Genomic DNA, 24,112 nt, shown 5'->3' with positions numbered 1-24,112 from the left:
ATGGCTGAAACTGCTGCCAACGCTGCGCTCGATCCGCTCGAGCCGCGTCCCCTCGTCGCGCCGCACCATGACGACGTCACCCTGACCGAGACGCTGCTGGACCATGTCTGGCGCAAGCCGGGCAAGGGCTGGTTCATGCTCTTCGGCCTGTCGCTCAGCGCCCTGGGCCTGCTCGTCATCGGCGTCACCTACACGCTGGCCCGCGGTATCGGCGTGTGGGGTAACAACCAGCCCGTCGGCTGGGCCTTCGACATCATCAACTTCGTCTGGTGGGTCGGTATCGGCCACGCCGGTACGCTCATCTCCGCCATCCTCCTGCTCTTCCAGCAGAAGTGGCGCACGAGCATCAACCGGTTCGCGGAAGCCATGACGCTGTTCGCCGTCATGTGCGCCGGTCTGTTCCCGCTGCTGCACACGGGCCGGCCCTGGTTCGCCTTCTGGCTGTTCCCCTACCCCAGCACCCTGGGCGCGTGGCCGCAGTTCCGCTCGCCGCTGGTGTGGGACGTGTTCGCCATCTCGACGTACCTCACGGTGTCCGCGCTCTTCTGGTTCGTGGGTCTCATCCCGGACCTGGCGGCCCTGCGTGACGCGTCCAAGACGAAGCTGCAGCGCACCATCTACGGCCTGTTCGCGCTGGGTTGGCGCGGCTCCGGTCGGCACTGGCACAACTACAAGATTGCCTACCTGCTGCTGGCCGGCCTCTCCACGCCGCTCGTGGTGTCCGTGCACACCATCGTTTCCTTCGACTTCGCCGTCTCGCTGCTCCCCGGCTGGCACGCCACCATCTTCCCGCCCTACTTCGTGGCCGGCGCCGTGTTCAGCGGCTTCGCGATGGTGATCACCCTCATCATCCCGGCGCGCAAGTACCTGGGTCTGCGGGACGTCATCACGGACCGCCACCTGGAGAACATGAACAAGGTCATCCTGGCGACGGGCCTGCTCGTCTCCTACGGATACCTGATGGAGCACTTCGTCGCCTGGTACTCCCAGAACCAGTACGAGCTGTGGACGTTCTACGTGAACCGCGCCACGGGCCCCTACGCCGGCGTGTACTGGCTGATGATTGCCTGCAACGTCATCACCCCGAACATCTTCTGGTTCCAGAAGTGCCGCACGAGCATCCCCATCATGTGGGTGGCCTCCATCGCGGTGAACATCGGCATGTGGTGCGAGCGCTTCATCATCATCGTCACCTCGCTGAGCCAGGACTTCCTGCCTTCGTCCTGGGGCATCTACACGCCGACCTGGGTGGACTGGTCCATCTACGTCGGAACCCTGGGCCTGTTCGGCACCCTGTTCCTGCTGTTCCTCAAGTTCGTGCCGGCCGTCGCCGTCATGGAAGTGAAGGAACTCCAGCTCGAGCTCAAGCACGCCGCGCACGCCCACCACGGCGCGGACACCCACGGAGCGCACTAGAGTCATGGAAGCCACCGTTCTCGATTCCTGGGTCCTGGCGGAGTTCCCGACGCCGGACGCCCTCGTGGATGCCACCCGCCAGATGCGGGAGAAGGGCTTCGAGGGGATGGACACCTACTCTCCGTACCCGCTTCACGGCGGCTCGGAGGCCCTCGGTCTGCCGCCCTCGCGCGTGCCCTTCATCGCCCTGTGCGGCGGTCTGACGGGCGTGGCCACCGCGCTGGCCATGCAGACCTGGATGAACACCATCGACTACCCGCTCAACATCGGTGGTCGTCCCCTGCTGTCGCTGCCCGCCTGGGTGCCCATCACGTTCGAGCTGGGGGTGCTGTTCGCCGCCTTCGGCATCTTCTTCGGTCTGCTGGGGCTCAGCCGCCTGCCCCAGCCGTACCACCCCGTCTTCGAGTCCGAGGACTTCCGCACCGCCTCCACGCACGGCTTCTGGCTGAGCGTTCCCCAGGCGACGGGCTCGGACGCGGCGCCGGTCATGGATCAGCTCAAGGCCCTGGGCGCGACCCAGGTGACCCTCGTCACGGGAGAGAAGGAATGAGGTGGCTCATCCCCGCCGCCGGACTCGCCGCGCTCACGGGCTGCAACGTCAGCTCGGAGTTCCTCCAGCGCATGGAGCACCAGGCGAAGTACGAGTACTACGAGGCGTCCGACTTCTGGGCGGACGGCCGCGCCATGCGCACGCCCCCCCAGGGCACCGTTCCTCGTGAGCGCTTCGACAAGCTCCCCGAGCTCAAGGACGCCGTGCAGCGCCAGGTGGCCCTCACCGGCCGCAGCGGTGGTCAGCCCATTGCCCACGTGCCCATCACGGTGGACCAGAACCTGCTGACCCTGGGTCAGAAGAAGTACAACATCGTCTGCTCGCAGTGCCACGGCGTGCTGGGCGACGGAAACAGCGTCGTCGCGGAGAACATGGGCCTGCGCCTGCCGCCCTCGCTGCTGGACCTGGCGAGCAAGACGGACGGCCACTTCTACATGGCCATCAATGAGGGCTACGGCGTGATGCCGTCCTTCTCTGGCGAGCTCGACCTGCGCGAGCGCTGGGCCGTGGTCGCCTACGTCCGCGCGCTCCAGACCGCCCGCAATACCCGCACGGACGGCCAGCAGCCCGTTCCGCAGGAGAACCGATGAGTCCCCCCGTCACCACCACCTCGCACACCAGCTTCGAGCGCTACACCGGTACGCCGAAGCTCATGGTGCCCGCGTTCGCCGTGGGCATCCTGGGCCTCCTGGCCACGCTGGGTGGCTTCTTCGCCACCAGCGCCAAGGGCGAGACGGCGCACGCGTACCTGATTGGCTTCACCTACTGGGTGGGCATCAGCATCGCCTTCCTCATCATGCAGGCCATCTTCCACACGGCGAAGGCCAAGTGGCTCATCGTGCTGCGCCGGACCATGGAGACGGCCTCCGCGGTGATTCCCGTCTTCTTCGTGCTGGCCCTGCCCCTGCTGGCCATGGCCGCGTACCTGTACCCCTGGTGGGAAGGCTCCTCGCTGACCCAGGGCTACTCCAGCCTGGAGCTGGAGCACCTGAGCCACAAGCAGCACGGGTACCTGAACAACCACCTGTCCTTCCCCCCGGGCGTGGGCGTCCGCCACATCATCTACTTCGGCCTGTGGTCCTTCGCGGCCTGGCGGCTGCGGACGTGGAGCCTGAAGCAGGACACCGAGGGCGGGCTCGACTTCACCATCAAGCAGCGCAAGTTCTCTCCGGGTGTGCTGCCTTTCCTTGCCCTCACCATCACCTTCGCTTCTTTCGACTGGCTGATGAGCCTCACGCCGCTCTGGCAGTCGACCATCTTCGGCGTCTATTACTTCGCCGGAAGCTTCCTGGCGGCCTTCTGCATCCTGACCATCGTCACGGTGAACGCTCAGGGCAAGGACCTCTACGGCAGTCTCGTGAAGCTGGACCACTTCCACAACCTCGGCAAGCTGATGCTCGCCTTCACGGCGTTCTGGGCCTACATCGCCTTCTCCCAGTTCCTGCTGGTGTGGATCGCGAACATCCCGGAAGAGGCGCCCTGGTACGGCCTGCGCATCTTCGGCGCGTGGCGGCCGCTCTCCATCGCCCTGTTCTTCCTGCACTTCGTGCTGCCCTTCGGCGTCCTGCTGTCCCGGAAGCTGAAGCTGCAGCCCCGCAAGCTGGCCGTGGTCGCCGTGTACCTGCTCGTCATCCACGCGGTGGACCTGTACTGGCTGGTCTGGCCGGCGCTGTCCGGTGACGCGGGCCCGACGTTCCACTGGTCGCTGCTCACGGCCTTCTTCGGGGTGGGTGGTATCGCGGTGGGCACGGCCCTCCTCCTGGCGCGTGGCCAGTACACGCTCACGGTGAAGGACCCCTACATCGCCGAGTCCTTGAGGTACGTGCAGCCATGAAGAAGACCCAGGTTGAGCTCGAGTCGCGCGTCATCGTTGGCGCGCACGGCGTGGCGGCCGAGGAAGACCACCTTGTCATGGGCAAGGTGGTGGGTATCGGCGTGGGTTCGCTCGCCATCTTCGCGGTGGGCATCGTCTGGGCCTGGTGGATCCAGGTCCGGACCACGGCGGAGATCCAGCCGGACGGCCCGCCTCCGCGCCCCGCGGCCATCGGCCAATACGAGATTGGCATCGTCAACCAGCGCCTGTTCGAGCAGGACTGGCACGCCGAGGACAAGATCAGCGGCCAGGACCAGGCGCTGCGCGCGGGCTGGGGAGACCAGCCGGGCGTGAAGAAGCACCCCGGCATCGACGCGGCGATGAAGACGGTCATCGAGCAGAAGCGCAACCCGCCCCCTGCTCCGGCGCCCACGCCTGCTCCGCAGACCGCTCCCGGACAGACGCCTCCCGCACCGCAGCAGTAGCCTTCGCCGCTTCCCTGACGTAAGAGCCGCCCTGCAATGATGTCCACCCTTTCCTACATCCTCCCGCGTGCCTGCCACGCGGGCTTCCTCGCCGCCATGGCGCTGGTGCTGGCCGTCGCGGTGCCAGCATCCGCCATGCCGGGCGCCGGGAAGACGCCCCGGGCCATCCTGGAGGCGCAGCAGGACCTGCCGCCGCAGGTGAAGGGCGTGGACGTGCAGGAGCGTCTGGGTGAGCTGGTGCCCACGCAGACGCGCTTCCTCGACGCCTCCGGGCGCGAGGTGCGCCTGGGCGACGTGATGCCCAAGGCGAAGCCCACCCTGCTCACGCTCGTCTATTACAACTGCCCCATGCTCTGTAACCTGGTGCTCAACGCCCAGGTGCAGTCGATGAAGGAGCTGGGGCTGGAGCTCGGTAAGGACTACGAGGCCATCACCGTCAGCATCGACCCGGAGGACACCCCCGCGCAGAGCATGGAGCGGCGGCGGCGTCACCTGCAGTCCATGGGCAAGCCGGAGACGGCCCCGTGGCACTTCCTCACCGGCGACGACGCGGAGATCCGCAAGCTCGCTGACGCGCTGGGCTTCCAGTACACGTACGACGAGAGCACGAAGCAGTACGCCCACGCGGCCGTGGTGCACGTGCTCACGCCGGAAGGCAGCATCTCCCGGTACCTCTACGGGACGTCTTTTCCCCCCTCGGACATGAAGCTGGCGTTGCTGGAGGCGGCCAATGGCCGCGTGGGTACCAGCTTCGACCAGGTCATCCTGTCCTGCTTCAAGTATGACACCGCCAGTCGGCGGTATGGCTTCTACATCTTCGGGTTCATCCGCCTGGGCGGCATTGCCGTGTTCTGCGCCCTGGCGACGATGCTGATCTATTTCTGGAGGCGCGAGCTGAAGAAAGGCGCGGCGGCATGAGCGAGCTTCTCAACAATATCCTGTTCCTCCCGGAGGCCGCGTCAACGTTCGCGGAGCGGATCGACTTTCTGCATCACTTCGTCGTCGGTACGACGATGGTGATGTCTGCGGCGGTTGGTCTGGCGGCCCTGTTCTTCTTCTTCCGTTACCGCCGTCGACTCCCCGCGCAGGCCACGGAGTACGTCGTCCCCACCCTGAAGACGGAGTTCCTCTTCGTCTCCGTTCCCCTCGTGTTCTTCCTGGCCTGGTTCGGTATCGGCTTCCGGGACTTCACGTGGGTCACCACGCCGCCCAAGGACGCGATGGACGTCTACGTCATGGGCAAGCAGTGGATGTGGAAGTTCGCCTACCCGGAAGGCCCCAACGGGGTGAACGTGCTGCACGTGCCGGCCAACCGTCCGGTGCGCCTGCTCATCACCTCGCGTGACGTGCTGCACTCGTTCTACGTGCCGGCCTTCCGCATCAAGATGGATGCGCTCCCGGGCCGCTACACGCAGATCTGGTTCGAGGCGACCAAGCCGGGCACGTACCAGGTGCTGTGCACCGAGTACTGCGGCCTGTCGCACTCGAAGATGCTGGCCGAGGTCGTCGTGCTCCCCGAGGAGGAGTACGAGGACTGGATTCAGGAGCAGCGCCGCGGCCGGCTGCAGGACCGTCAGGACGCGCTGGCCGACAACTCCCTGGTGCCGCCGGTGGCGCGCATGGTGGAGCAGGGCCAGGTGCTGGCCGGGACGCAGGGTTGCCTCAAGTGCCACTCCGTGGACGGCTCGCAGCACATTGGCCCGACCTTCCTGGGCATGTATGACCGCGAGGAGAAGCTCGACAACGGGCAGACCATCCGCGTGGACGAGGCCTATATCACCCAGTCGATGATGGACCCGGGCGCCCACCTGGTGGCGGGCTACCAGAACGTGATGCCGACCTACCAGGGCAAGCTGCAGGGCCCGGAGACGGCCGCCATCGTCGAGTACATCAAGTCGCTTCGCACTCCGAACGTCCGCGAGGGCGCCTCCGAGGGACCCGCCTATGACGCCATCCAGTAGCATCGCAGCCCCGGGCGCCACCCCCGCGCCCGAGGAGCATCACGACCACCACCCGAGCTACCTGGTCGACGGCACCACCATCAAGTCGTGGCTGCTGACCGTTGACCACAAGCGCATCGGGCTCATGTTCCTGTTCTGGGTCCTGCTGTTCTTCCTCGTGGGCGGCATCTTCGCGCTGCTCATCCGGGTGGAGCTCTTGACGCCGGGCCCGACCATCATGGACGCGATGACGTACAACCGTACGTTCACGCTCCATGGCCTGGTCATGATCTTCCTGTTCATGATTCCGGCCATCCCGGCCGTCTTCGGCAACTTCCTGCTGCCGCTGATGCTGGGCGCCAAGGACGTGGCCTTCCCCCGGCTGAACCTGCTGTCGCTCTACATCTACCTGGGCGGCGCCTTCATCGCGCTGTGGGGCATGCTCAACGGCGGCCTGGACACGGGCTGGACGTTCTACACCCCGTACAGCGCGCACACGACGACCACGGTGGCGCCGGTGCTGTTCGGCGCGTTCATCATCGGGTTCAGCTCCATCGTCACGGGCATCAACTTCATCGTGACGTGCCACACCATGCGCGCCCCGGGCATCACCTGGTTCAAGATGCCCCTGTTCGTGTGGGCCATCTACGCCACGAGCTGCATCCAGGTGCTGGCCACGCCCGTCATCGGTCTGCTGCTGTGCCTGGTGACGGTGGAGAACCTGTTCGGGTTCGGCATGTTCGACCCGGCCCGCGGCGGTGACCCGGTGCTCTTCCAGCACCTGTTCTGGTTCTACAGCCACCCGGCCGTGTACATCATGGTGCTCCCCGCCTTCGGCGTGATGAGCGAGGTCGTCGCGACCTACAGCCGCAAGAACATCTTCGGCTACCGCGCGGTGGCGTACTCCAGCCTCGGCATCGCCTTCGTCGGCTTCTTCGCCTGGGGCCACCACATGTTCGTGTCCGGCCAGTCCACCTTCACGGGCGGTCTGTTCGGCGTGCTGACCATGCTGGTGGGTGTGTTCACCGCCATCAAGGTCTTCAACTGGGTGGGCACCGTCTACAAGGGCGCGGTCGACTTCCGGACGCCCTTCGCCTACTTCTGCGGCTTCCTGTTCTTCACCGTGTTCGGTGGCATGACGGGCATCGCGCTGGGCACGGTGTCGCTGGACGTCGCCTGGCACGACACCTACTTCGTGGTGGCGCACTTCCACTTCATCATGGTGGGCGCGACCATCATGGCCTTCCTGGCCGCCCTCCACTACTGGTTCCCGAAGATGTTCGGGCGCACGTACCACGAGGGTTGGGGTCTGGTGTCCGCGGCCCTCATCATCCTGGGCTTCAACGCCACGTTCATCCCCCAGTTCCTGCTGGGCAACAACGGCATGCCGCGCCGCTACTACGAGTACCCGGAGCGCTTCCAGGCGCTGAACGTGGCCTCGACGGCGGGCGCGTCCCTGCTGGCGTTCGGGTTCATCATCATCGCCATGTACCTGACGTACGCCCTGGTGTACGGCAAGGCCTCCGGGAAGAACCCGTGGCGCAGCAAGGGCTACGAGTGGGTCTCCGAGTCCCCGCCGCCGACCCACAACTTCGTGGGGCCGCAGCCGGTGTTCCCGGAAGAGCCCCACTTCTACGTGGATCCCAAGAAGGCCGAGGTGCCCGATGCAGTCTAGCTCTCACGCCGCCGAGGGGGCGCTGCCCGTCCCCCGGCTCGCCGGCCACTTCGCCTCGCTCGAGGTGCAGAACCACGCCGCGCGCCTGGGCATGTGGCTGTTCCTGGCCACGGAAATCCTGCTCTTCGCCGGCCTGTTCATCTGCTACGGCGTCTACCGCTTCCTCTTCCCGGAGGCGTGGGCCGCGGCGAGCCGCAGCCTGGACCTGACGATGGGCACCGTGAACACGGTGGTGCTCATCACCTCCTCGCTCACCGCGGCGCTCGCGGTGCACTACGCGAAGGAGGGGAAGAACAAGATGGTCGCGGTGCAGATTGCCCTCACCCTGCTGATGGCCGTCGGCTTCCTCGTCATCAAGTACTTCGAGTACCACCACAAGTTCGAGATTGGCACGCTGCCGGGCCGCTTCTACTCGTACGAGGGCATCCAGCTTCCGGGCGTGCCCATGTACTTCACGGTCTACTTCTGCTCGACGGCCCTGCACGGCCTCCACGTCGTCATCGGCATGGTGGTGCTGGCCTTCTCCATGGTCCGTGCGCTGACGAAGGCGGACTTCGGGCCGAACAACTACACCATGGTCGAGCTGGGCAGCATGTACTGGCACCTCGTCGACCTGGTGTGGATCTTCCTCTTCCCGATGCTGTACCTCGTTTGAAGGGTTCCTCGACCATGGCCATTGCCAACGAATCCCGGCAAGAAGAACAGAACATGCGCGAGGAGCACCACGGAGCGGGCCGTTACTGGCTCATCTGGGTCCTCCTGCTGGTGCTGACCGCGGTCACCGTCGTCACGGGGCGCATCCACATCCCGACGTGGGGTCTGGTGCTGGCGCTCGTCGTCGCCACCACCAAGGGCACGCTGGTGCTGCTGTACTTCATGCACCTGATTGACCACCGGGGCGCCAACCGCCTCGTGTTCGCCGTCTCCATCCTCTTCGTGGTGTTGATGCTCGCCATCCCATTGGTGGACCTGGGCACCCGCTACCGCGGCGCCACGCCCCCGGGTTCGACGGTCAGCGACATGCAGGCCATCGACATCGGCGCGGACGCCATGGAAGGCCGCTTCGGCGGTGGGCTCCGCAAGGAAGGCAAGACGGGCGAGCAGTCCGGCAGTCCCCGTCAGTAGTCACAGGAAGCCGGGGCGGTCCACACCGCCCCACTCCACCGCGCGGCGCCGAGGGCTTTCCCCGGCGCCGCGTTGCTTTTGCGGGCTACAGCATCACTTCGAAGTTCAGCGCCAGCGCCGTATCGGTGGGCAACTTGCCCGGCGGCGGCGAGCTGTCGTGCTTGATGAGGAAGCTGGCGCCCAGCGAGAGCTGCTTGGTGAGGCCCACGGAGAGCTGCGTCTGGCTGTTGAACAGCATGCGCGAGTCGCCGATGACGCTCACCAGCACCTCCACGTCCTCCTTGAAGAGGACGTTCTGCGCCAGGCCGTAGCGGAACACCGCGCCGAAGCGGGGGCCGCCCAGGTCCACGTCGGGCAGGTCCATGCGCGTGGGGTAGTACTGGAAGCGCGTTTCGTTGGCGTAGCGGAAGGCAGCGTCGGTGCGGAGGTAGGACTCGCGACCCTTCTCCTTCTTCTCGTCCCACCACAGCACGCCCATACCGCCTTCACCGTAGGTCCGGGACTCCACGCTCTTCACGTGGTCGGCCTCGGCGCCGGCCAGCAGGTAGCCGCTGATGACCTGGGTGAAGCGGCGGTCACCGCGCAGCTCCAGGCCGGCGTTGAGGGCCACCACCTGGGACTCGGTCTCCTGGCCCTCCACCTGGGGCGGACGGCTGCGGCCATAGGAGCCGAAGGACTTGATGGCGTAGATCCAGTTGTCCGTCGTGCGCTGGGCGCTGGCCAGGCCGCTCACCGTCAGGGTGGACGCGTTACCCGTCAGCGAGATGAGGCCCAGGCCCACCGTGACGTCCCACTCACCCTTCTTCTTGTCGGTGGCGGGCGCGGCGGCGGGAGCCGGGGGCGGCGCGGTAACGGCGGCGGCGCGCTCGGCGGCCTCGGCGGCGCGGATGCTGGCCTCCGCGGCGCGCTCCGCGGCGAGGGCGGCGCGCTCCGCGGCGAGGGCGGTGCGCTCCTCCATGCTGAGGGGCGTGGCCTCCGGTGCGGCGGGCGCGGTGGCCGCGGCGGGGGCCGCGGGCGTGGAAGGGGCAGGCGCAGGCGCCTGGGCCTGCAGGGACGTGGCAATCAGGAATGCGGCGGAAAGCATCGGGTCTCCAAATCAGCGACGCCGGCGAAATCGCATATCCGGGTACGGAAAGCCTGTGGTTCCCCCCGATGCCGACGCAGCCCCTTCCTGCTTCAAAGGCGTGCCGCGCTTCAATGCCTTCTTGGTCGATTTTGGACGGAGGGCCGGTGGCGGCCCCGGGTGGGTCCGTTCACACCGCTTTCCAGACGCATCTTGCAAGAAAATCAGCGCCGAACTTCAGTCGGGGCACGTCGTCGAGGACAACCATGCCCCTGCGCTCCGCGCCCCTCCTGCTGCTCAGCGCGCTGCTCCTGCCCGCGCTGGCCTCCGCCCAACGCTTCACCGTGCCGGTGGACGTGGGGGTGGGCCCCGCCGCCTTCGCCTTCTTTGGCCCCGTCTTCGAGGACCAGCCCATCCACACGGGCCTGAAGCTCTCCGTCCAGGCGGTGTTGGACAAGGACTGGCTGAAGAAGAACCAGCGCCGGGTGCCCCCGCGCTACCGCAAGTATGCGGCCAGCCTGGACGAGGTCCGCATCTCTCCGTCCCTGCTCATCCCCGACACGCTCATCATCTCCCCCAAGCTGCGCGACACCGGCATGTACGGCGCGACGTGGAAGCCGCTGTCGCTGGGTGTGCCGCTGTCGTCCGGACCGGCGCGCCTGTCCCTGGGCGTGGGGGCGCTGCTGACGTACGCGTACCTGCACTCGAACACCTTGCCCAACACGCACTTCGTCCGGCCGGGAGCGGAGGTGGGCCTGGACCTGGAGCTGCAGGTGTCCAAGAGCTTCCTGGTGAGCCTTGGCTGGGAGTCCGCCTTCTACGTCCCGCAGGAGCTGGGGGGCCTGGGCCTGCCCGAGCGCCTGCGCGACGGCATCTTCCACGTCGGACAGGCCTACCTGCAGTTCCACGTCCGCTTCCCCTATACCGTCCAGTTGTGAGGGGGGAGGAAGGGCGGCCGGGCGCCACCGCGCGGCTGCTGCGCGGCGACGCGGGCGCGGATACCCTCCGCCGCCATGCATCTGGTCGTTGCCAACGAAGCGCAGAAGGCCGAACGGGACCACCTCACCTACGCCGCCTGGGGCTCGCCCCTCACCGTGGAGCAGTTCCTCCAGCGGGAGCTCCGGCTGCGCGCCCATGCGTGGAGCCAGGACGGCATGCGCACCTGGCTCCTGTGTGACGACGCGGGCCAGGTGCTCACCTCCTGCGAGACGTTCCGCACGCACAGCTTCCTGCGGGACTCGGAGTGCCAGTCCACGCCCGGCGACAGCTTCATCATCGCCAGCGTCTTCACCGAGACGGCCCTGCGCGGCCACGGCCACGCCACGCGGTTGATGGACCTGGTGGCCTCCGAACTGGAGCGCACCGAGCCTCGGGCCCAGGCGGCGGTGCTCTACTCCGACGTGGGCCCGCGCATCTATGGCCGCTCGGGCTACCGGGAGGTCCCCGCCTGGGACTGGCACCTGCCCGTGCTCGGGGGGCCGGTGCTGCACAAGGTGGACTCGCTGCTCGAGGACAAGGACGTGCCGGCCGCGCTCGCGCGCATGCGGCGGCCCGAGGTCCCCTTCTTCATGTGGCCCGGCGCCGAGCAGGTGGACTGGCATCTGGAGCGGGAGCGCATCTACGCAGAGCTGCTGCGCCGTCCACGGCCCCGGGCCTGCGGCGCGGTGGTGGGCGCGTCCACGGCCATGTGGGCCATGATGGCCCGGCACGGCGAGCTGGTGGTGCTGATGCTGGACGCGCGCTCCGAGGAAGACGCCGCCGCGCTGTTGGAGGCCGCCCGGGCCCAGGCCCACAAGGCCGGCCTGTCGAAGGTGGTGTTGTGGGAGGAGCCCGACACCATGCCGTGGGTGGCCCGGCTGCCCGAGGCGAGCCGCGAGGCCCGCGACGGCTCCCTGCCCATGCTGCGCCCGCTTCGCGAAGGGCTCCCCGCCGCCTCGGATGTCCCCTTCCCTCGCGCGCTGTGGGCGTGAAAGGGCAGCTAGGATGAAACATCATGGCGAAGCGAACGCGCATCATCGAGGGCACGTGGAACTGCACTTCGTGTGACACGAAGGCGATTGCCGCCCGGCACAAGCGCTGCCCCCGGTGCAACAACCCGCGCGAGCTGACGGGCCAGGAGTCGGACTTCGACTTCGGAGAGGTGGACGCCGCCACCGGCAAGTCCCGGCGCGAGGGCGTCACGGATGCGTCGGCGCTGGAGCTGGCCAACGCGGGCGAAGACTGGTTCTGCGCGTTCTGCGGCGCGGCCACCCGGGGTGACCAGGCGCGCTGCAAGCACTGCGGCGCGGAGCGCACCGACGACGCGAAGGTGGCGCCCCGGCAGGCGTTCTCGGAGCCGCCGCCCCCACCGCCGCCTCCCGCCCGGAAGAGGCCGATGCTGTGGCTCGCGCTGGGCGCGGTGTTCCTCTGCTGCTTCGGCTCCAGCGTCTTCGGCGTGTGGGCGGGGAGGACGCACGAGTACGCCGGCGAAGTCGTCGGCACGGCCTGGAAGCGCGCCGTGGTGCAAGAGCGCTTCACGCCGGTGTCGAAGACGGGCTGGCAGGACGAGCTGCGCGCCGTGGCGCCTCGCATGCCCGTCAACGGAACGGGAGAGCTGGCCGGTGTGGCTCACATCCGCGACTGCGTGTCGCGCCAGCGGGGCACGCGCCGCGTCGCCGACGGCACCGAGCGCGTGTGCCGGACGAAGACGCGCAAGGTGGCCTGCGGCACGGAGGAGAAGTGCCGCCGCAAGGACCGGGGCAACGGCTTCGTGGAAGAGACGTGCGAGGACGTGACGAAGTACTGCCGCGAGTCGTACGAGGATTGCCAGAACGAGACGCGCTACCGACAGGAGCCCGTCTACGCGCGGCAGTGCACGTACGACACCTACGAATGGAAGTCCGTGGACCGGCGCGAGGCGTCCGGCGCGGACGACGCGCCCCGCTGGCCCGACCTGGCCGTGGGCAACGCGGACCGGCTGCGCCGCGAGGAGGCCTACACCGTGCGCCTGCGCTACGAGAATGACGGCGTTCAGGAGCATGTGCTGGAGCCCAAGGGCGAACGGGAGTTCCTCGGATGGAAGAAGGGACAGAGCGCGAGTCTCACGGTGACGAACCTGGGACAGGTCGAGAAGGTCCTCCCCCGGTGAGTGGCACGCCGGCCAAGAAGGTGGAGTGCACCTGCTGCGGCGCCTGTTGCGTGGCGCCCGACATCGCCGCGCTCGACAAGCCGTTGGGCATGCGCTGCCCGCACCTCCTGGAGGACAACCTCTGCGCCGTGTACGAGCAGCGTCCGGCCATCTGCCGCGACTACCAGCCGGATGAGGTCTGCACCCTCATCGAGGCCCCCACCCTGGAGGAGCGCGTGGAGAAGTACCTGGGCCTCTTCGGACTCCAGGAGGAGGCGCGGGTGCTGCGTGAAGAGGGCTGTGCCTCCATGCGCATGGCGCGACGGTTGGCGGCGCTGCCCAAGTCAGGCGGGCGCGGCGACGGATAGGCGCGACGGTTGGCGGCGCTGCCCGAGTCAGGCGAGCGCGCGACGGATAGGCGCGACGGTTGGCGGCGCTGCCCAAGTCAGGCGGGCGCGGCGACGGATAGGCGCGACGGTTGGCGGCGCTGCCCAAGTCAGGCGGGCGCGGCGACGGATAGGCGCGCCCGTGCGTGTCGCCACCGAGGCTACCGCTCACGAGGTTCAGGGGCCCTGGCGACCTGTCCTTCTTTCTGCGGACCGAACCCGCGTGGCAGGTCTCGCCGCCTGTCGTGGTGATGTGGCCTGCCGCGGCAGTCCTCAGGATTGCGGACATCGCCTGCCGCGGTTTCTGCCAGGCGCTGACGCCCATGCTCCGGGCGGGTGCCTCGCATTCCTGGGCGGTTGGGACGCCACTCCCGGCCGGAGGTCCGGAACGGCGTGACACGCCACTCGCGAATCCTCCTCTTCAGGTCATGACGTCATGCGCCGGCAGGAGGCGGTGGAGATGCGGTCGAGCGCTCGCTGTTCGGAAATGTCGGGACATTTGTCGACACAAAACCCCCGACATTTCCGAACAGCGAGGTCCTGCGCCGCCCCCAGGGGAGTCGGCGCGGGGCCCGCGCACTCGCGGGCGTCCGCACGAACACAGACATGTCAGCGGCTCCAGCATGGCCACGGCGGGTGCCTGACAGAGGCGAGCACGCGCCGCGTGAGTCGCGGCGACTGTCCGCACGTCTGCCGCGCGGAGGCCCGCCATCGGCGCTTGTCGTCACCGCGCATGGGCGTTATCCCCCGGCCGTGCGATTCCAGCCCACCCAGCCCTTCGTGCCCGCGCCTGGCCTGGCGAACGAGCATGCACAGACCATCTACGCCTCACTGGTGCGCCCCACGCGCACGCCCGTGCTGCGGCGGGAGCGCCTGGAGTTGCCAGACGGCGACTTCGTGGACCTGGACTCGTTCAACGGCCCGACAGGCGCGCCGCATGTGGTGGCGTTGCACGGCCTGGAGGGCTCGTCCCAGGCAGGCTACGTCACGGCCATCCTCCGAGGCGCGCAGGCGCGAGGCTGGGGCGCCACCGCGCTCAACTTCCGCTCATGCAGCGGCGAGCCCAACCGGCTGGCCCGCTCGTACCACTCGGGTGATGTCGACGATGCGCTGCGCGTGCTGAACGAGACGCGCGCCCGTGTCACCGGCCCGCTCTTCGCCGTGGGCTTCTCGCTGGGCGCCAACGTGCTGTGCCGGCTGCTGGAGACGCTGGGCGACGACGCGCCCGTGGATGCCGCCGCGTCCGTCAGCGCGCCGTACGACTTGGACGCCTGCTGCCGGAAGCTGGATGGCGGCGGCCCCTTCCACCTGCTCTACCGCGAACGCTTCCTGCGCACGCTGAAGCAGAAGGCCCGGCACAAGCTGCGGCACTTTCCCGGCGCCTTCGATGCCAAGGCCCTGGAAGCGGCTCGCACCATCCGCGCCTTCGACGACGCCGTCACCTCCATGCTGCACGGGTTCCGGGACGCCGCCCACTACTACGCGGAATCCTCCTCGGGCCCCCGACTGCACGCCATCCGCCGGCCCACCCTGCTGCTGAGCGCGGCCGACGACCCGATGCTGGAGGCGCCCGTCATTCCGCCCGCCGCCACGGACAATCCCTTCCTTAGCGTCGTGCTGACCGAGCACGGCGGACACGTGGGCTTCGTCGGAGGCCGACTGCACCGCCCTGACTTCTGGGCCGAAGCGCAGGTGCTGGCCTTCTTCGACGCCGTACGGGCCGGACCCTCAACCAAATGACCACAGGATGCCGAGCTTCGCCGTGGGCTCGATGTCGCTCAGGCTCCACCCGTGGAAGTTCGCGGGCTCCAGCGCGTCGCGGAACTGCTCGTCCACACCGACGATGCCCGGGCTGTAGAGCCGCATCACGCTGACGCCGCCCCGCACGAAGAAGGTCAGCCGCCGCGGCGTCCGCCATTCGAAGCCCAGCAGCGCGCTCGCGTAGGAGTAGCCCACGCGTTCGAAGGAATGGATGGGCATCTGGGTGCGGTCCACGATGCGCCGCTCCAGGCCCTCGCCGTTCGCGGGCCGTGCGTGCCCCGCCTCCAACGTCAGCGCTGGCGACAGGGCGCCCTTCCACGGCAGCAACGTGAGTCCCACGCGCGCGCCAGGACGGACGCCGTTGTGCGTACCACCGACATGGAGCCGCAGCATGCGCGTGGGCCGGAACGACAGGGAGAGTCCCGCGCCCTCGGGCGCGCTGGCGTCCAGCATCAACCCGAAGGGAGCCAGCCGCTCCGGGTCCTGCGTTCGCCGCGGGAGCCCCGACGTTGGCGCTGTCTGCGCCGTCAGCATCATCCCTACCGCCGCCAGAGCGGACACCGCCCCCATGCACTGCCTCCCGTGATGCGACCCCGTCCCGCCCTCTCACCTCACCGTTTCGAGCGACCTCACGGGTGAAGCTACTGCGTGCCCTCCGACTTTCATCCGCGGTCCGGACACGCAATGACCGCCTGACTGGTCAGCACCGGGCGGCGGCAATACGCCTCGCCCGTGCCAGGCCCCAGGCCGCGGCCCCTCCCCAAACGCCGGTGCGAACCCGCCGCGCTTCGCCCCCACGAAGCACAGCGGGTCCGCTCCCGTCACGCCCCCCGTCCTGCTCCCGAACCTGTCGTAGCGCCCGGCCCTGCGGCACGAATCAACCCCGCTCCACCCCCATGAAGCGCGGCGACTCAGCACCTCTACTCCCCCGTCCTGCTCCCGAACCTGTCGTAGCGCCCGGCCCTGCGGCACGAATCAACCCCGCTCCACCCCCATGAAGCGCGGCGACTCAGCACCTCTACTCCCCCCGTCCTGCTCCCAGCCCCGTCCTCGAGCCCGGCCTTGCTGGTACGTCCCTCACCGTCCCCGCCCCCACGAGGCGCCGCGAAGGCCGCACCGTGCTGCTTCCCCCATCCCACCGAGACCCGCCTCCCCACTCCAAGCGCCGTCCCAGCTCCAACCCGCCCCTGCAACCCGCCACGCGTACCGGAGCGCCACACCCACCAACCCGCCCCGTCTCCCGGTCCGCGTCGTACCGTGCCCAACGCCATAGCATTCGCCGTGCCGCGCCTGACGGCAGGCAAAACACGAGCAGTTTCAACCCTTTATGAAAACACGGGGCGAACAGCCGGGCTCGGCGCTGGACGGCGGCCGGAAAAAACTACGTCCGCGGACCGGAAGGACTGTCCCGGCGTACCGGTGCGCTGTCGAAACGGCGACGAAACCGGAGTCCTCGCGGCAGGCGCCTCCAGACGTCGAGCACCGCACACTCGCGAGGCGAGTGATGGCGCGGGACGAAGCCTGTCCCGCGCCATCCGGCTCGAGCCTCGCGACGAACTGAAGGCTAGGAAGCCACGGCCTTGGACACGAGCGCCTCGTCGTCGCTCAAGGTCTGAATGCTGGCGCCCTCCTTGGACTCACACGTCCAGGTCTTCCGGGCGACGTTCTTCTTGAACCGGCCGCCGGACGTCACGCACTCACGACAGGCCTTGGTCTGCGCCTTGCTGCCCTTGAACTCCTGCGAACATCCCGCGGGCGTGGTGATGGTGTTGCGAGCGAGCACGGGCGCGGACATGAGCACCACGCCCGACAGCGCGGCGAAGACACCACCCCGAAGCAACGACTTCCAGGTTGAATGACGCATTGATGGACTCCCCCCTGCGAGTGACGGCGCCTGTCACGTGAGTCCTCAGCGCACTCGCGGACAGGCCAGGTTTGCCCCCGTGGAGCCGGGGCGTGTTTGCACAGCCACCACGACACCGCGGAACGCCGGCGCGGTCGCGCCCGATGGAGCGACGCGACACGCGCGGGGAAACCGCTCCGCTACTTCACCACCGTGCGCACGGGCCGGAAGCCCAGCTCCGCGGAGGTGAAGCTCGCGTTGTAGCCCCGGCGCCACGGCGCGCGCATGACCCGGATGGAGTCGCGATAGGAGCCGCCGCGGATGATGCGCTCGCCGCGCTCCGTGGGCTGCGAGCCCGTTCCCGTGAAGGGGTCCGTCGCCCCCTCCTGGAAGGACGCGTCGTCCGCGGAATCCCACGTCCATTCCTGGACGCCGCCGTACACGTCATACAGGCCATAGGCATTGGCCTTCTTCGTCCGGGCCGGATGCAAGGTGTTGGCGCTGTTGTCGAAGAACCAGGCGATCTCCGCCGCCTCGCCATACCGGGGCGCCTCGGAGCCACCGCGCGCCGCGTACTCCCACTCCGCCTCGGTGGGCAGCCGGTACCCCGCGCAGTCGAGCCCCTTGGGCCATTCCACCTGCTCACCGTCGAAGACGTAGCAGGCCTCCAGCCCCTCCTTCTTGGACAACGCGTTGAGGTACTCGAGCGCGCCCTTCCAGCTCATGCCGCCCACGGGACAGTCATAGCCGCAGTCCTCGTCGTGGTACTCGGTGGCCGTGCGCTGGATGAAGAGCCACTCGCCCTGCGTGACTTCCGTCGTCTTCATCAAGAAGTCGCGCGTCAAGGTGATGGAGGCGCGATGCTCATTCGAATCCCGGTCAGGGTCGCTTTCGGGCGAGCCGATGGTGAACGTGCCCGCCTTGATGGTGACGTAGTCCTTGAAGTGCTTGCCCGGCGACGCGGGCGGAGGCGACGCCGGTGACTTCTTCGGCACGGGCTTCTGCGCGGGCCGGGCAGGCTTGTCCGAGCCCACGGGCCTGGAGGGACGCAGCCCGCCACTGCCGGAGGCGCCGCTGCTTCCGCTCGACGACCCGGCATCGCACGACCAGCTCTTCCGCGCCGCGCTCAGCCGGAAGCGGCCGTCGGCATCCACGCACTCGCGGCACGTCTTGATTTGCGCCTTGCTGCCCTTGAACTCCTGCGAGCATCCCGCGGCGGTGGTGATGGTGTTGCGAGCGAGCGCGGGCGCGGACACGAGCGCCACGCCCGACAGCGCCGCGAACACACCGCTGCGCAGGAATGCCTTCCAACTTGAATGACCCATGGATGTACGGCCCCCTACCGATGGCATCTCCCATCGCGCGAGCCCCCAAAGCACTCACGGACAGGCATGTGCCGCCTGTATAGCCGGAACATGTTTTCCCCGACAATACAGACCACCTGAATCACGGTTCAGGCGCGGCCGACGGGAGGGCGCCACAACCGGAGCAGCTCTTGCGCGAGCAGCTCCTGCACGGCTTGCTGCAACGCGGCGAGCAACTGGTGAAGCGCCTCCGCCGTCTCTCCGTGGGCTTCCACCACGCGCTCATGCTGCCCGTCGAAGATGCGCAGCCGGCCAGGCACCAGCGCGATGACGGGTTGCCTCGGGTGACGTTTGCGTAACAAGCCCAGGAAGAGCGGGTGGTCCTCATCCGGGCGGCGCAGGTCCACCACCACCACGGCGGGGGGACGGGACGTCAAGGCGGAGAAGGCATCGTCGGTGTCGCCGGTCGCGGAGACCGACAAGTCCGGGGCTTCGAGGATGCGCCGCAGCAACTCGCGCGAGGGGACGTGAGGACTGACGACGAGGACGCGGCGCATCGTGCCTTGGAATCTAGCCCTTCCAGACGGCGATGGCGGCCCCCGCGAAAGCGACCCCCGAACCCAGGACGCGGGGGAAGGTGGCTGGGCGACCTTCCACCATCGCGTCCCACACGAGGCTGGTGAGGAGCTGTGCGGCCATCAGCAGCAGCGCGGATTGCACCGCGCCCAGGCGGCTCATGGCCCAGGGCATGCCGAGCACGATGACGACGCCGCACAGGCCCGGCAGCAGGTGCCAGGGCGTGAAGCCATTCAGGCGGCCCTGTCCCGCCGCGGCCTCGGGCCACAGGCCCGGCACGGTCCGCACGGCCATGTACACCGCGAAGGTGGCCACCGTCGCCACCACCATGTTCACGAGGACGGCACTCATCAGGCCCCACTGGCCCGCGAAGCGACGGTTGAGACCGGCCTGGGCGACGACCGCCAGGCCACACAGCATGGGAACGAGCGTGATGAAGCGCATGCGGCGCGCTGGGTACCGTGAACAGCGCCCACCTGCAAGCCTGCCCCCAAGCCCCCATTGAGACTGGCGAAACCCAGGATGACCGGATAGGTCCCACCCTTCCGATGCCGTCGCCCACCGAGCTCCACTTCGACTGCGGCACCCTGGTCGCGCCCACGCTGCCAGAAGACGCGCGACTGCGTGCCCTCTTCCAGAAGGACGGGCGCACCGGGGTGTACCGCGCGCCCGCGTGGCACTACCGCGACGTGGTGCTGCGACTGCGGGAGTTGGGCCTCCCGTACGACGACAAGGCGAAGCGCTTCGAGCCGCTGGAGCTGCCCCTCGCCTCGCCCATCGAGCCCTTCCCACATCAGCAGCAGGCGCTGGACGCGTGGACGCGCGCGGGAGGCCGGGGGCTGGTGGAGCTGCCCACGGGCGCGGGCAAGACGCTGCTGGCGGTGCTGGCCATCGCCCACGTGAAGCGCCCCGCGCTGGTGGTGGTGCCCACGTTGGACTTGATGGCGCAGTGGCAGGGCGTGCTGTCGCGGCACTTCTCCGTGCCCGTGGGGCTGCTGGGCGGCGGGGTGAATGACCGGCAGCCGCTGACGGTGACGACGTACGACTCGGCGGCGATGCAGACGGAGTTCCACGGCAACCGCTTTGGCCTGCTGGTCTGCGACGAGTGCCACCACCTTCCCGCGCGCAGCTATCGCTTCATCGCGGAGGGCTCGCTGGCGCCGTACCGGCTGGGCCTCACCGCGACGCTGGAGCGCACCGACGGCGGCGAGAGCGTGTGCGAGGAGCTGCTCGGCCCTCGGGTCCACCACACGGACATCCGCCAGTTGCAGGGTCAGTACCTGGCGCCCTACGAGGTGAAGCGCATCGAGGTGCCGCTCACCCCGGACGAGAAGAGCCGCTACGACACGGCCCGGGCGCTGTACCTGAACTTCGTGCGCAGGCTGGGGGTCCCGCTCTCCGCGCCGGACGGCTGGGCGCGGTTTCTGGCGCAGAGCCAGCGCAGCGACGAGGGCCGCGCCGCGTATCGCGCGTATCGGGAGCAGCGGCGGATTGCCCTCACGTCCAGCGCCAAGCAGGAGGTGCTGTGGCGCATCCTCCTGGAGCACCGCGAGGACCGGGTGCTCGTCTTCACCGATGACAACGAGACTGTCTACACGCTGGCGCGGCGCCTGCTGCTGCCCGCGCTCACGCACCACACGCCCGTGCCGGAGCGCAAGGCCTTGCTGGCCGCGTTCGCTTCGGGCGAGCTGCCGGTGCTGCTCACCTCGCGGGTGTTGAACGAAGGTGTCGACGTGCCCGAGGCCCGCGTGGGCGTGGTGCTCAGTGGAAGTGCCAGCGTGCGCGAGCACGTGCAGCGCTTGGGCCGCATCCTGCGCAAGCGCCCGGGGAAGCGGGCCCTCTTGTACGAGGTGTGCTCGGCGCAAACGGCGGAGAGCAGCATCAGCGAACGGCGGCGCCAACACGGCGCCTATCAGGAGGGCGCCTGAGATGCGGGCGCGCTCGCTGCTCGACGTGTCTGGATACGCCTCGCGCTCCGTTGTCGACAGGGAAGGCCCCACGCGATGCTGACGCGCGAGCTGCTCAACTTTCGCGTGCGCCAGGGCGTGCTGCGTCCCGCCTTCGTGAAGCGCGATGACGCCGAGCTCCTCGGCTTCGCCCAGGACCTGCTCACCGAAGTCGACGCCTCGAAAGGAAACCAGCGCGACGACGTGGAGGAGTCCCTGGGCCTCAAGGCCGGCGCCTTCACCAAACCCAAGGTGGCCCGAGGCCTGGTCAAGCTGGTGCAGGACCGGCTCCTCTTCGACGAGCCCGCGCCCGGCGTGACGGAGTCCCGGTGGGAGCGGCTGAAGTCCGCGGGCCAGGTGCTGCGCGCGCTGCCTCCCGACGCCACGGTGGAGGACTTCGAGGCGCGGCTGTCCCAGTCCCTGCCCGTCCCCCTGGCCGAGGCCCGCGAGGCGCTGTACTCGGACCTGCCCGGCCACCGGCGGCTGGTGGGCTGGGATGGCGAGGCGCTCGACGCCCAGGAGCTGGTCGACCGCTACAACCTGGCGCTGGCCCAGGGCCCCCTGCTGTCCGCACGGCGCCTGCGGCTGCGCGCCCAGGCCCCGGACCTGCTGCGCGTGCGCAAGGTGCTCCGGTGGCTCAAGTTCTGCCGACTGGTCGCGGAGGTCTACCGGGACGACGACAACTGGGCGCTCGACGTGGAAGGCCCCGGGGCGATGCTCGCGCTCCAGAAGAAGTACGGCCTTCAACTGGCGACCTTCCTCTCCGTGGTTCCCATCCTGGAGCGCTGGGAGCTCACCGCCACCGTGGAGCCGTCGCGGCGGCAGGCCACGCTGATGCTGAGCCACAAGGACCCGCTGCGCTCGCCGCTCCCCGCCGCGCTGGGACACATCCCGCCCGAGGTGGCGACGCTCGCCGAGGGCTTCGAGGACGAGGCGTGGGAGCTGGACCTCACGCCCCTGCCCCGGCACGTGGGCGCTTCGGGCCTGTGCGTGCCAGACCTCACCTTCCGCCACCGCGCGTCCCGGCGTGAAGTCGCCCTGGAGCTGTTCCACGCCTGGCACGCGGCGCCCCTGGCGCGACGGCTGACGGAGCTGCGCTCGCGGCCGGACGCCGGGCTGCTGCTGGGCGTGGACCGGGCGCTGGCGAAGGAGGCGCCGGAGCGCGCGCAGTTGGAAGCCCACCCGCAGGTGGTGCTCTTCAACGGCTTTCCCTCGGCGCGCAAGCTGCGCGAACGCCTGGCGCGGCTGGAGGCCCCGGAGTCCGGGCCGTGAGTCCCGCGCCCGGGTGCCGGGACTCAGCTCCGCGGCTTGAACTGCGCCGCGAGCACGCTGAGGATTCGGATGGACGTCCGGTCGAGCTGCTTGGCCCGGCGCATCAACCGCCGCAGCTCGGCGGACTCGCCGTAGTCACTGGGCGGCTCGTTGGCCCACTTCACGTCCTGCACCGGTTTGAGCCCCAACGCTTCGTCCGCGGAGATGGAGAGCACCGTGCACAACCGGCGGAACGTCTGGATGCTCGGCAGCATGTGGCCGCGCTCGAGCCGACCGTAGACTTCGCTCGCGATGCCAATCCGCTCCGCCACGTCTGCCTGGGTCAGGTTCAGGCGGGTTCGAGCGAGGCGTGCCGCGCCTCCAAGGCGGGATGCGAGGGTCTTTTCCATGGGTCGTTAACCTACCGGGTCCGCACATGTCGATATGACTTGAGAGGTTGGCATCCAAGAACTTCCTGAGTAGTCTTGTAGGTAGGCAACCTCGTGCGTTTGGCCAACCACACAGGTCTCACCCTCCTGAAGCGAAGAACATGCTGACCTTCTTGTTCGTGGATGAAGACCCGCGTTCACTCGCGGCGCTGCGGCGGCTCGTCAGGGACCTGCCGGGTGGCAAGCGCTTCGTCCGATGCATGGATGAAGCGCTCGCGCTCGTGAGGGAAGAGCGCCCCGCGGTGGTGGTGACGGGTGACCTGCTCCCGGACGGAGACGGGCTGGGCCTCCTCGCGCAGGTGCGGGCGCAGCATCCACGCACCGCCTGCGCGCTGCACGCGGTGATGCCGCCCCGGCTCCAGGACATCACCTGGATGGACCGCGCCGCGCCGCCCTCGGAAGTCCATGCCCTGCTGCGGATGCTGGGCGCCGGCCAGGTCCACCACCCGGCCTGAGACAACGGCTCCTTCGGGCAGGACCTCCCAGGTCGGTCCCACTCCGGGCAGCATCCCTGGGAGCCTCGCGTTAAGGTGCGTCCCTTCACGCCCCATGAAGCTCTACGCCATCAGCGACCTGCACCTGCGCCACAACGACAACCGACTGGCGCTCCAGGCGCTCCCCGCCCATCCCGAGGACTGGCTCATCGTGGCTGGGGACGTGGGCGAGACGCTGGCGGAGATGGAGTTCATGCTCAGCACCCTCACCCAGCGCTTCCGCCAGGTCATCTGGGTGCCGGGCAATCACGAGCTGTGGACGATGCCGTCCGAGCAGCCGCAGCTCAAGGGCGAGGCGCGCTACCAGCGGATGGTGAGCCTGTGCCGCGGCTACGGCGCCCTCACGCCGGAGGACCCGTATCCCCGCTGGCCCGGCCCCGGCCCCGAGCGCGTCATCGTCCCCATGTTCCTGGGCTACGACTACACGTTCCGCCCGGACCACGTGCCCGCGGACAAGGCGCTGGAGTGGGCCTGGGAGGACGACCTGATGTGCACCGATGAGGTGCTCCTCCACCCCGAGCCCTACGCGAGCCGCTCCGCCTGGTGCGCCGCGCGCGTCGCGTCCACGCGGGCGCGGCTGGAGGCCCTGCCCCCGGGCTGCGCCACGGTGCTCATCAACCACTACCCGCTGCGCTACGAACACGTGCGGCTGCCGCGCATCCCCCGCTTCTCCATCTGGTGCGGAACGAAGAGCACCGAGGACTGGCACACGCGCTACCGGGCGGAGGTCGTCGTCACCGGGCACCTGCACATGCCCGCCACGCTGTGGCGGGACGGCGTGCGCTTCGAGGAAGTCTCGCTGGGCTACCCCGCGCAGTGGAAGTTCCGGGGCGTGCGGGGCCTGGAGAGCTGCCTGCGCGTCATCCTCCCGGACGCCGCGCCCTAGAAATGCGAAGCCCCGGGCGCCGCGTGAAGCGGAGCACCCGGGG

General features: G+C 68.8%; 26 protein-coding genes. 19 read left to right on the top strand and 7 right to left on the bottom strand.

Annotated elements, in window-relative coordinates:
• From nrfD to A176_RS03905, 10 genes are read left to right on the top strand one after another with little or no spacing between them, the layout of a single operon-like run.
• A complete protein-coding gene (gene nrfD, locus A176_RS03950) occupies positions 1-1,416 on the top strand; it encodes an NrfD/PsrC family molybdoenzyme membrane anchor subunit (protein WP_002635916.1) in 1,416 nt (471 codons plus the stop codon).
• Between the two features lie 4 nt (positions 1,417-1,420).
• Positions 1,421-1,966 (top strand): DUF3341 domain-containing protein, encoded by a 546-nt coding sequence (locus tag A176_RS03945; protein WP_002635917.1) that lies wholly within the window; start codon positions 1,421-1,423, stop codon positions 1,964-1,966.
• A complete protein-coding gene (locus A176_RS03940; protein ID WP_002635918.1) occupies positions 1,963-2,556 on the top strand; it encodes a c-type cytochrome in 594 nt (197 codons plus the stop codon). Before A176_RS03945 ends, A176_RS03940 begins: the two co-directional genes overlap by 4 nt.
• The gene (locus A176_RS03935; RefSeq protein ID WP_002635919.1) at positions 2,553-3,800 is read left to right on the top strand and encodes a hypothetical protein; all 1,248 of its coding nucleotides are present in this window, start codon (positions 2,553-2,555) and stop codon (positions 3,798-3,800) included. The genes A176_RS03940 and A176_RS03935 overlap by 4 nt, the downstream gene beginning before the upstream one ends.
• Entirely contained in the window at positions 3,797-4,264 is a 468-nt protein-coding gene (locus tag A176_RS03930; RefSeq protein ID WP_002635920.1) for a hypothetical protein, read from the top strand. The genes A176_RS03935 and A176_RS03930 overlap by 4 nt, the downstream gene beginning before the upstream one ends.
• Positions 4,265-4,300: 36 nt before the next feature.
• Positions 4,301-5,182, top strand: coding sequence for an SCO family protein (locus A176_RS03925; RefSeq protein ID WP_002635921.1), 882 nt, complete (start codon positions 4,301-4,303; stop codon positions 5,180-5,182).
• Positions 5,179-6,225 (top strand): cytochrome c oxidase subunit II, encoded by a 1,047-nt coding sequence (gene coxB / locus A176_RS03920; protein WP_002635922.1) that lies wholly within the window; start codon positions 5,179-5,181, stop codon positions 6,223-6,225. Before A176_RS03925 ends, coxB begins: the two co-directional genes overlap by 4 nt.
• Positions 6,209-7,879 carry a cytochrome c oxidase subunit I gene (locus A176_RS03915; protein WP_002635923.1) on the top strand — a complete coding sequence of 557 codons (1,671 nt, stop codon included), beginning with the start codon at positions 6,209-6,211 and terminating at the stop codon, positions 7,877-7,879. Before coxB ends, A176_RS03915 begins: the two co-directional genes overlap by 17 nt.
• The gene (locus tag A176_RS03910; protein ID WP_002635924.1) at positions 7,869-8,534 is read left to right on the top strand and encodes a cytochrome c oxidase subunit 3 family protein; all 666 of its coding nucleotides are present in this window, start codon (positions 7,869-7,871) and stop codon (positions 8,532-8,534) included. The genes A176_RS03915 and A176_RS03910 overlap by 11 nt, the downstream gene beginning before the upstream one ends.
• Before the next feature lie 14 nt (positions 8,535-8,548).
• Positions 8,549-9,004 carry a cytochrome C oxidase subunit IV family protein gene (locus A176_RS03905; RefSeq protein ID WP_002635925.1) on the top strand — a complete coding sequence of 152 codons (456 nt, stop codon included), beginning with the start codon at positions 8,549-8,551 and terminating at the stop codon, positions 9,002-9,004.
• 85 nt (positions 9,005-9,089) lie between these two features.
• Here the strand turns inward: A176_RS03905 and A176_RS03900 are convergent, their stop codons facing one another.
• Entirely contained in the window at positions 9,090-10,088 is a 999-nt protein-coding gene (locus A176_RS03900; protein ID WP_021781122.1) for a DUF481 domain-containing protein, read from the bottom strand.
• 245 nt (positions 10,089-10,333) lie between these two features.
• Between A176_RS03900 and A176_RS03895 the strand changes: the two genes are divergently transcribed.
• The 5 genes from A176_RS03895 (at position 10,334) to A176_RS03875 (ending at position 15,299) form a co-directional block, all read left to right on the top strand.
• On the top strand, positions 10,334-11,005 hold the full coding sequence (locus A176_RS03895; RefSeq protein WP_002633391.1) for a hypothetical protein: 672 nt from the start codon (positions 10,334-10,336) through the stop codon (positions 11,003-11,005).
• Positions 11,006-11,080: 75 nt separating this feature from the next.
• On the top strand, positions 11,081-12,037 hold the full coding sequence (locus tag A176_RS03890) for a GNAT family N-acetyltransferase (protein WP_002633392.1): 957 nt from the start codon (positions 11,081-11,083) through the stop codon (positions 12,035-12,037).
• A gap of 23 nt (positions 12,038-12,060) precedes the next feature.
• On the top strand, positions 12,061-13,194 hold the full coding sequence (locus A176_RS03885) for a hypothetical protein (RefSeq protein ID WP_002633393.1): 1,134 nt from the start codon (positions 12,061-12,063) through the stop codon (positions 13,192-13,194).
• Positions 13,191-13,541 (top strand): YkgJ family cysteine cluster protein, encoded by a 351-nt coding sequence (locus A176_RS03880; protein ID WP_002633394.1) that lies wholly within the window; start codon positions 13,191-13,193, stop codon positions 13,539-13,541. The genes A176_RS03885 and A176_RS03880 overlap by 4 nt, the downstream gene beginning before the upstream one ends.
• A 771-nt stretch (positions 13,542-14,312) precedes the next feature.
• Positions 14,313-15,299, top strand: a complete 987-nt coding sequence (locus A176_RS03875) for a hydrolase (protein WP_002633395.1) — start codon at positions 14,313-14,315, stop codon at positions 15,297-15,299.
• Here the strand turns inward: A176_RS03875 and A176_RS03870 are convergent.
• The 5 genes from A176_RS03870 to A176_RS03850 all read right to left on the bottom strand — a co-directional run bounded on the left by A176_RS03870 (position 15,288) and on the right by A176_RS03850 (position 19,487).
• Entirely contained in the window at positions 15,288-15,890 is a 603-nt protein-coding gene (locus tag A176_RS03870) for a hypothetical protein (protein WP_021781123.1), read from the bottom strand. The genes A176_RS03875 and A176_RS03870 overlap by 12 nt on opposite strands.
• 994 nt (positions 15,891-16,884) lie before the next feature.
• Complete coding sequence (locus tag A176_RS03865) at positions 16,885-17,184, bottom strand: hypothetical protein (RefSeq protein ID WP_002633397.1); 300 nt, start codon at positions 17,182-17,184, stop codon at positions 16,885-16,887.
• A 179-nt stretch (positions 17,185-17,363) separates the two neighbouring features.
• The gene (locus A176_RS03860) at positions 17,364-18,488 is read right to left on the bottom strand and encodes a formylglycine-generating enzyme family protein (RefSeq protein WP_158513079.1); all 1,125 of its coding nucleotides are present in this window, start codon (positions 18,486-18,488) and stop codon (positions 17,364-17,366) included.
• Positions 18,489-18,616: 128 nt separating this feature from the next.
• Positions 18,617-19,024 carry a DNA-binding transcriptional response regulator gene (locus A176_RS03855; RefSeq protein WP_002633399.1) on the bottom strand — a complete coding sequence of 136 codons (408 nt, stop codon included), beginning with the start codon at positions 19,022-19,024 and terminating at the stop codon, positions 18,617-18,619.
• A gap of 13 nt (positions 19,025-19,037) precedes the next feature.
• Positions 19,038-19,487, bottom strand: a complete 450-nt coding sequence (locus tag A176_RS03850) for a DMT family transporter (RefSeq protein ID WP_002633400.1) — start codon at positions 19,485-19,487, stop codon at positions 19,038-19,040.
• Positions 19,488-19,591: 104 nt separating this feature from the next.
• On the opposite strand from A176_RS03850, the gene A176_RS03845 reads away from it, so the two are divergent.
• Together A176_RS03845 and A176_RS03840 are read left to right on the top strand one after the other, a co-directional pair.
• Positions 19,592-20,971 (top strand): DEAD/DEAH box helicase family protein, encoded by a 1,380-nt coding sequence (locus A176_RS03845; protein ID WP_002633401.1) that lies wholly within the window; start codon positions 19,592-19,594, stop codon positions 20,969-20,971.
• Positions 20,972-21,046: 75 nt separating this feature from the next.
• Complete coding sequence (locus A176_RS03840; RefSeq protein WP_002633402.1) at positions 21,047-22,261, top strand: DUF790 family protein; 1,215 nt, start codon at positions 21,047-21,049, stop codon at positions 22,259-22,261.
• A 23-nt stretch (positions 22,262-22,284) separates the two neighbouring features.
• Here the strand turns inward: A176_RS03840 and A176_RS03835 are convergent, their stop codons facing one another.
• Positions 22,285-22,650: a helix-turn-helix transcriptional regulator gene (locus A176_RS03835; protein WP_044889718.1), complete on the bottom strand. Its 366-nt coding sequence runs from the start codon at positions 22,648-22,650 to the stop codon at positions 22,285-22,287.
• 140 nt (positions 22,651-22,790) lie between these two features.
• On the opposite strand from A176_RS03835, the gene A176_RS03830 reads away from it, so the two are divergent.
• Both A176_RS03830 and A176_RS03825 read left to right on the top strand, forming a co-directional pair.
• A complete protein-coding gene (locus tag A176_RS03830; RefSeq protein ID WP_002633404.1) occupies positions 22,791-23,144 on the top strand; it encodes a response regulator in 354 nt (117 codons plus the stop codon).
• Between the two features lie 94 nt (positions 23,145-23,238).
• Positions 23,239-24,069 (top strand): metallophosphoesterase family protein, encoded by an 831-nt coding sequence (locus A176_RS03825; protein ID WP_002633405.1) that lies wholly within the window; start codon positions 23,239-23,241, stop codon positions 24,067-24,069.
• Positions 24,070-24,112: the final 43 nt, after the last annotated feature.

The organism is Myxococcus hansupus (genome assembly GCF_000280925.3).
Classification (GTDB): domain Bacteria; phylum Myxococcota; class Myxococcia; order Myxococcales; family Myxococcaceae; genus Myxococcus; species Myxococcus hansupus.
The sequence above is the reverse complement of the archived record's forward strand: the minus strand, read 5'-3'. Positions and strand labels throughout refer to the sequence as shown.

Bases quoted from the DNA above. Each gene is read 5' to 3' on its own strand.
- nrfD (WP_002635916.1), top strand. From the start codon at position 1: ATGGCTGAAACTGCTGCCAACGCTGCGCTCGATCCGCTCGAGCCGCGT.
- A176_RS03945 (WP_002635917.1), top strand. From the start codon at position 1,421: ATGGAAGCCACCGTTCTCGATTCCTGGGTCCTGGCGGAGTTCCCGACG.
- A176_RS03940 (WP_002635918.1), top strand. From the start codon at position 1,963: ATGAGGTGGCTCATCCCCGCCGCCGGACTCGCCGCGCTCACGGGCTGC.
- A176_RS03935 (WP_002635919.1), top strand. From the start codon at position 2,553: ATGAGTCCCCCCGTCACCACCACCTCGCACACCAGCTTCGAGCGCTAC.
- A176_RS03930 (WP_002635920.1), top strand. From the start codon at position 3,797: ATGAAGAAGACCCAGGTTGAGCTCGAGTCGCGCGTCATCGTTGGCGCG.
- A176_RS03925 (WP_002635921.1), top strand. From the start codon at position 4,301: ATGATGTCCACCCTTTCCTACATCCTCCCGCGTGCCTGCCACGCGGGC.
- coxB (WP_002635922.1), top strand. From the start codon at position 5,179: ATGAGCGAGCTTCTCAACAATATCCTGTTCCTCCCGGAGGCCGCGTCA.
- A176_RS03915 (WP_002635923.1), top strand. From the start codon at position 6,209: ATGACGCCATCCAGTAGCATCGCAGCCCCGGGCGCCACCCCCGCGCCC.
- A176_RS03910 (WP_002635924.1), top strand. From the start codon at position 7,869: ATGCAGTCTAGCTCTCACGCCGCCGAGGGGGCGCTGCCCGTCCCCCGG.
- A176_RS03905 (WP_002635925.1), top strand. From the start codon at position 8,549: ATGGCCATTGCCAACGAATCCCGGCAAGAAGAACAGAACATGCGCGAG.
- A176_RS03900 (WP_021781122.1), bottom strand. From the start codon at position 10,088: ATGCTTTCCGCCGCATTCCTGATTGCCACGTCCCTGCAGGCCCAGGCG.
- A176_RS03895 (WP_002633391.1), top strand. From the start codon at position 10,334: ATGCCCCTGCGCTCCGCGCCCCTCCTGCTGCTCAGCGCGCTGCTCCTG.
- A176_RS03890 (WP_002633392.1), top strand. From the start codon at position 11,081: ATGCATCTGGTCGTTGCCAACGAAGCGCAGAAGGCCGAACGGGACCAC.
- A176_RS03885 (WP_002633393.1), top strand. From the start codon at position 12,061: ATGGCGAAGCGAACGCGCATCATCGAGGGCACGTGGAACTGCACTTCG.
- A176_RS03870 (WP_021781123.1), bottom strand. From the start codon at position 15,890: ATGGGGGCGGTGTCCGCTCTGGCGGCGGTAGGGATGATGCTGACGGCG.
- A176_RS03865 (WP_002633397.1), bottom strand. From the start codon at position 17,184: ATGCGTCATTCAACCTGGAAGTCGTTGCTTCGGGGTGGTGTCTTCGCC.
- A176_RS03860 (WP_158513079.1), bottom strand. From the start codon at position 18,488: ATGGGTCATTCAAGTTGGAAGGCATTCCTGCGCAGCGGTGTGTTCGCG.
- A176_RS03855 (WP_002633399.1), bottom strand. From the start codon at position 19,024: ATGCGCCGCGTCCTCGTCGTCAGTCCTCACGTCCCCTCGCGCGAGTTG.
- A176_RS03850 (WP_002633400.1), bottom strand. From the start codon at position 19,487: ATGCGCTTCATCACGCTCGTTCCCATGCTGTGTGGCCTGGCGGTCGTC.
- A176_RS03845 (WP_002633401.1), top strand. From the start codon at position 19,592: ATGCCGTCGCCCACCGAGCTCCACTTCGACTGCGGCACCCTGGTCGCG.
- A176_RS03840 (WP_002633402.1), top strand. From the start codon at position 21,047: ATGCTGACGCGCGAGCTGCTCAACTTTCGCGTGCGCCAGGGCGTGCTG.
- A176_RS03835 (WP_044889718.1), bottom strand. From the start codon at position 22,650: ATGGAAAAGACCCTCGCATCCCGCCTTGGAGGCGCGGCACGCCTCGCT.
- A176_RS03830 (WP_002633404.1), top strand. From the start codon at position 22,791: ATGCTGACCTTCTTGTTCGTGGATGAAGACCCGCGTTCACTCGCGGCG.
- A176_RS03825 (WP_002633405.1), top strand. From the start codon at position 23,239: ATGAAGCTCTACGCCATCAGCGACCTGCACCTGCGCCACAACGACAAC.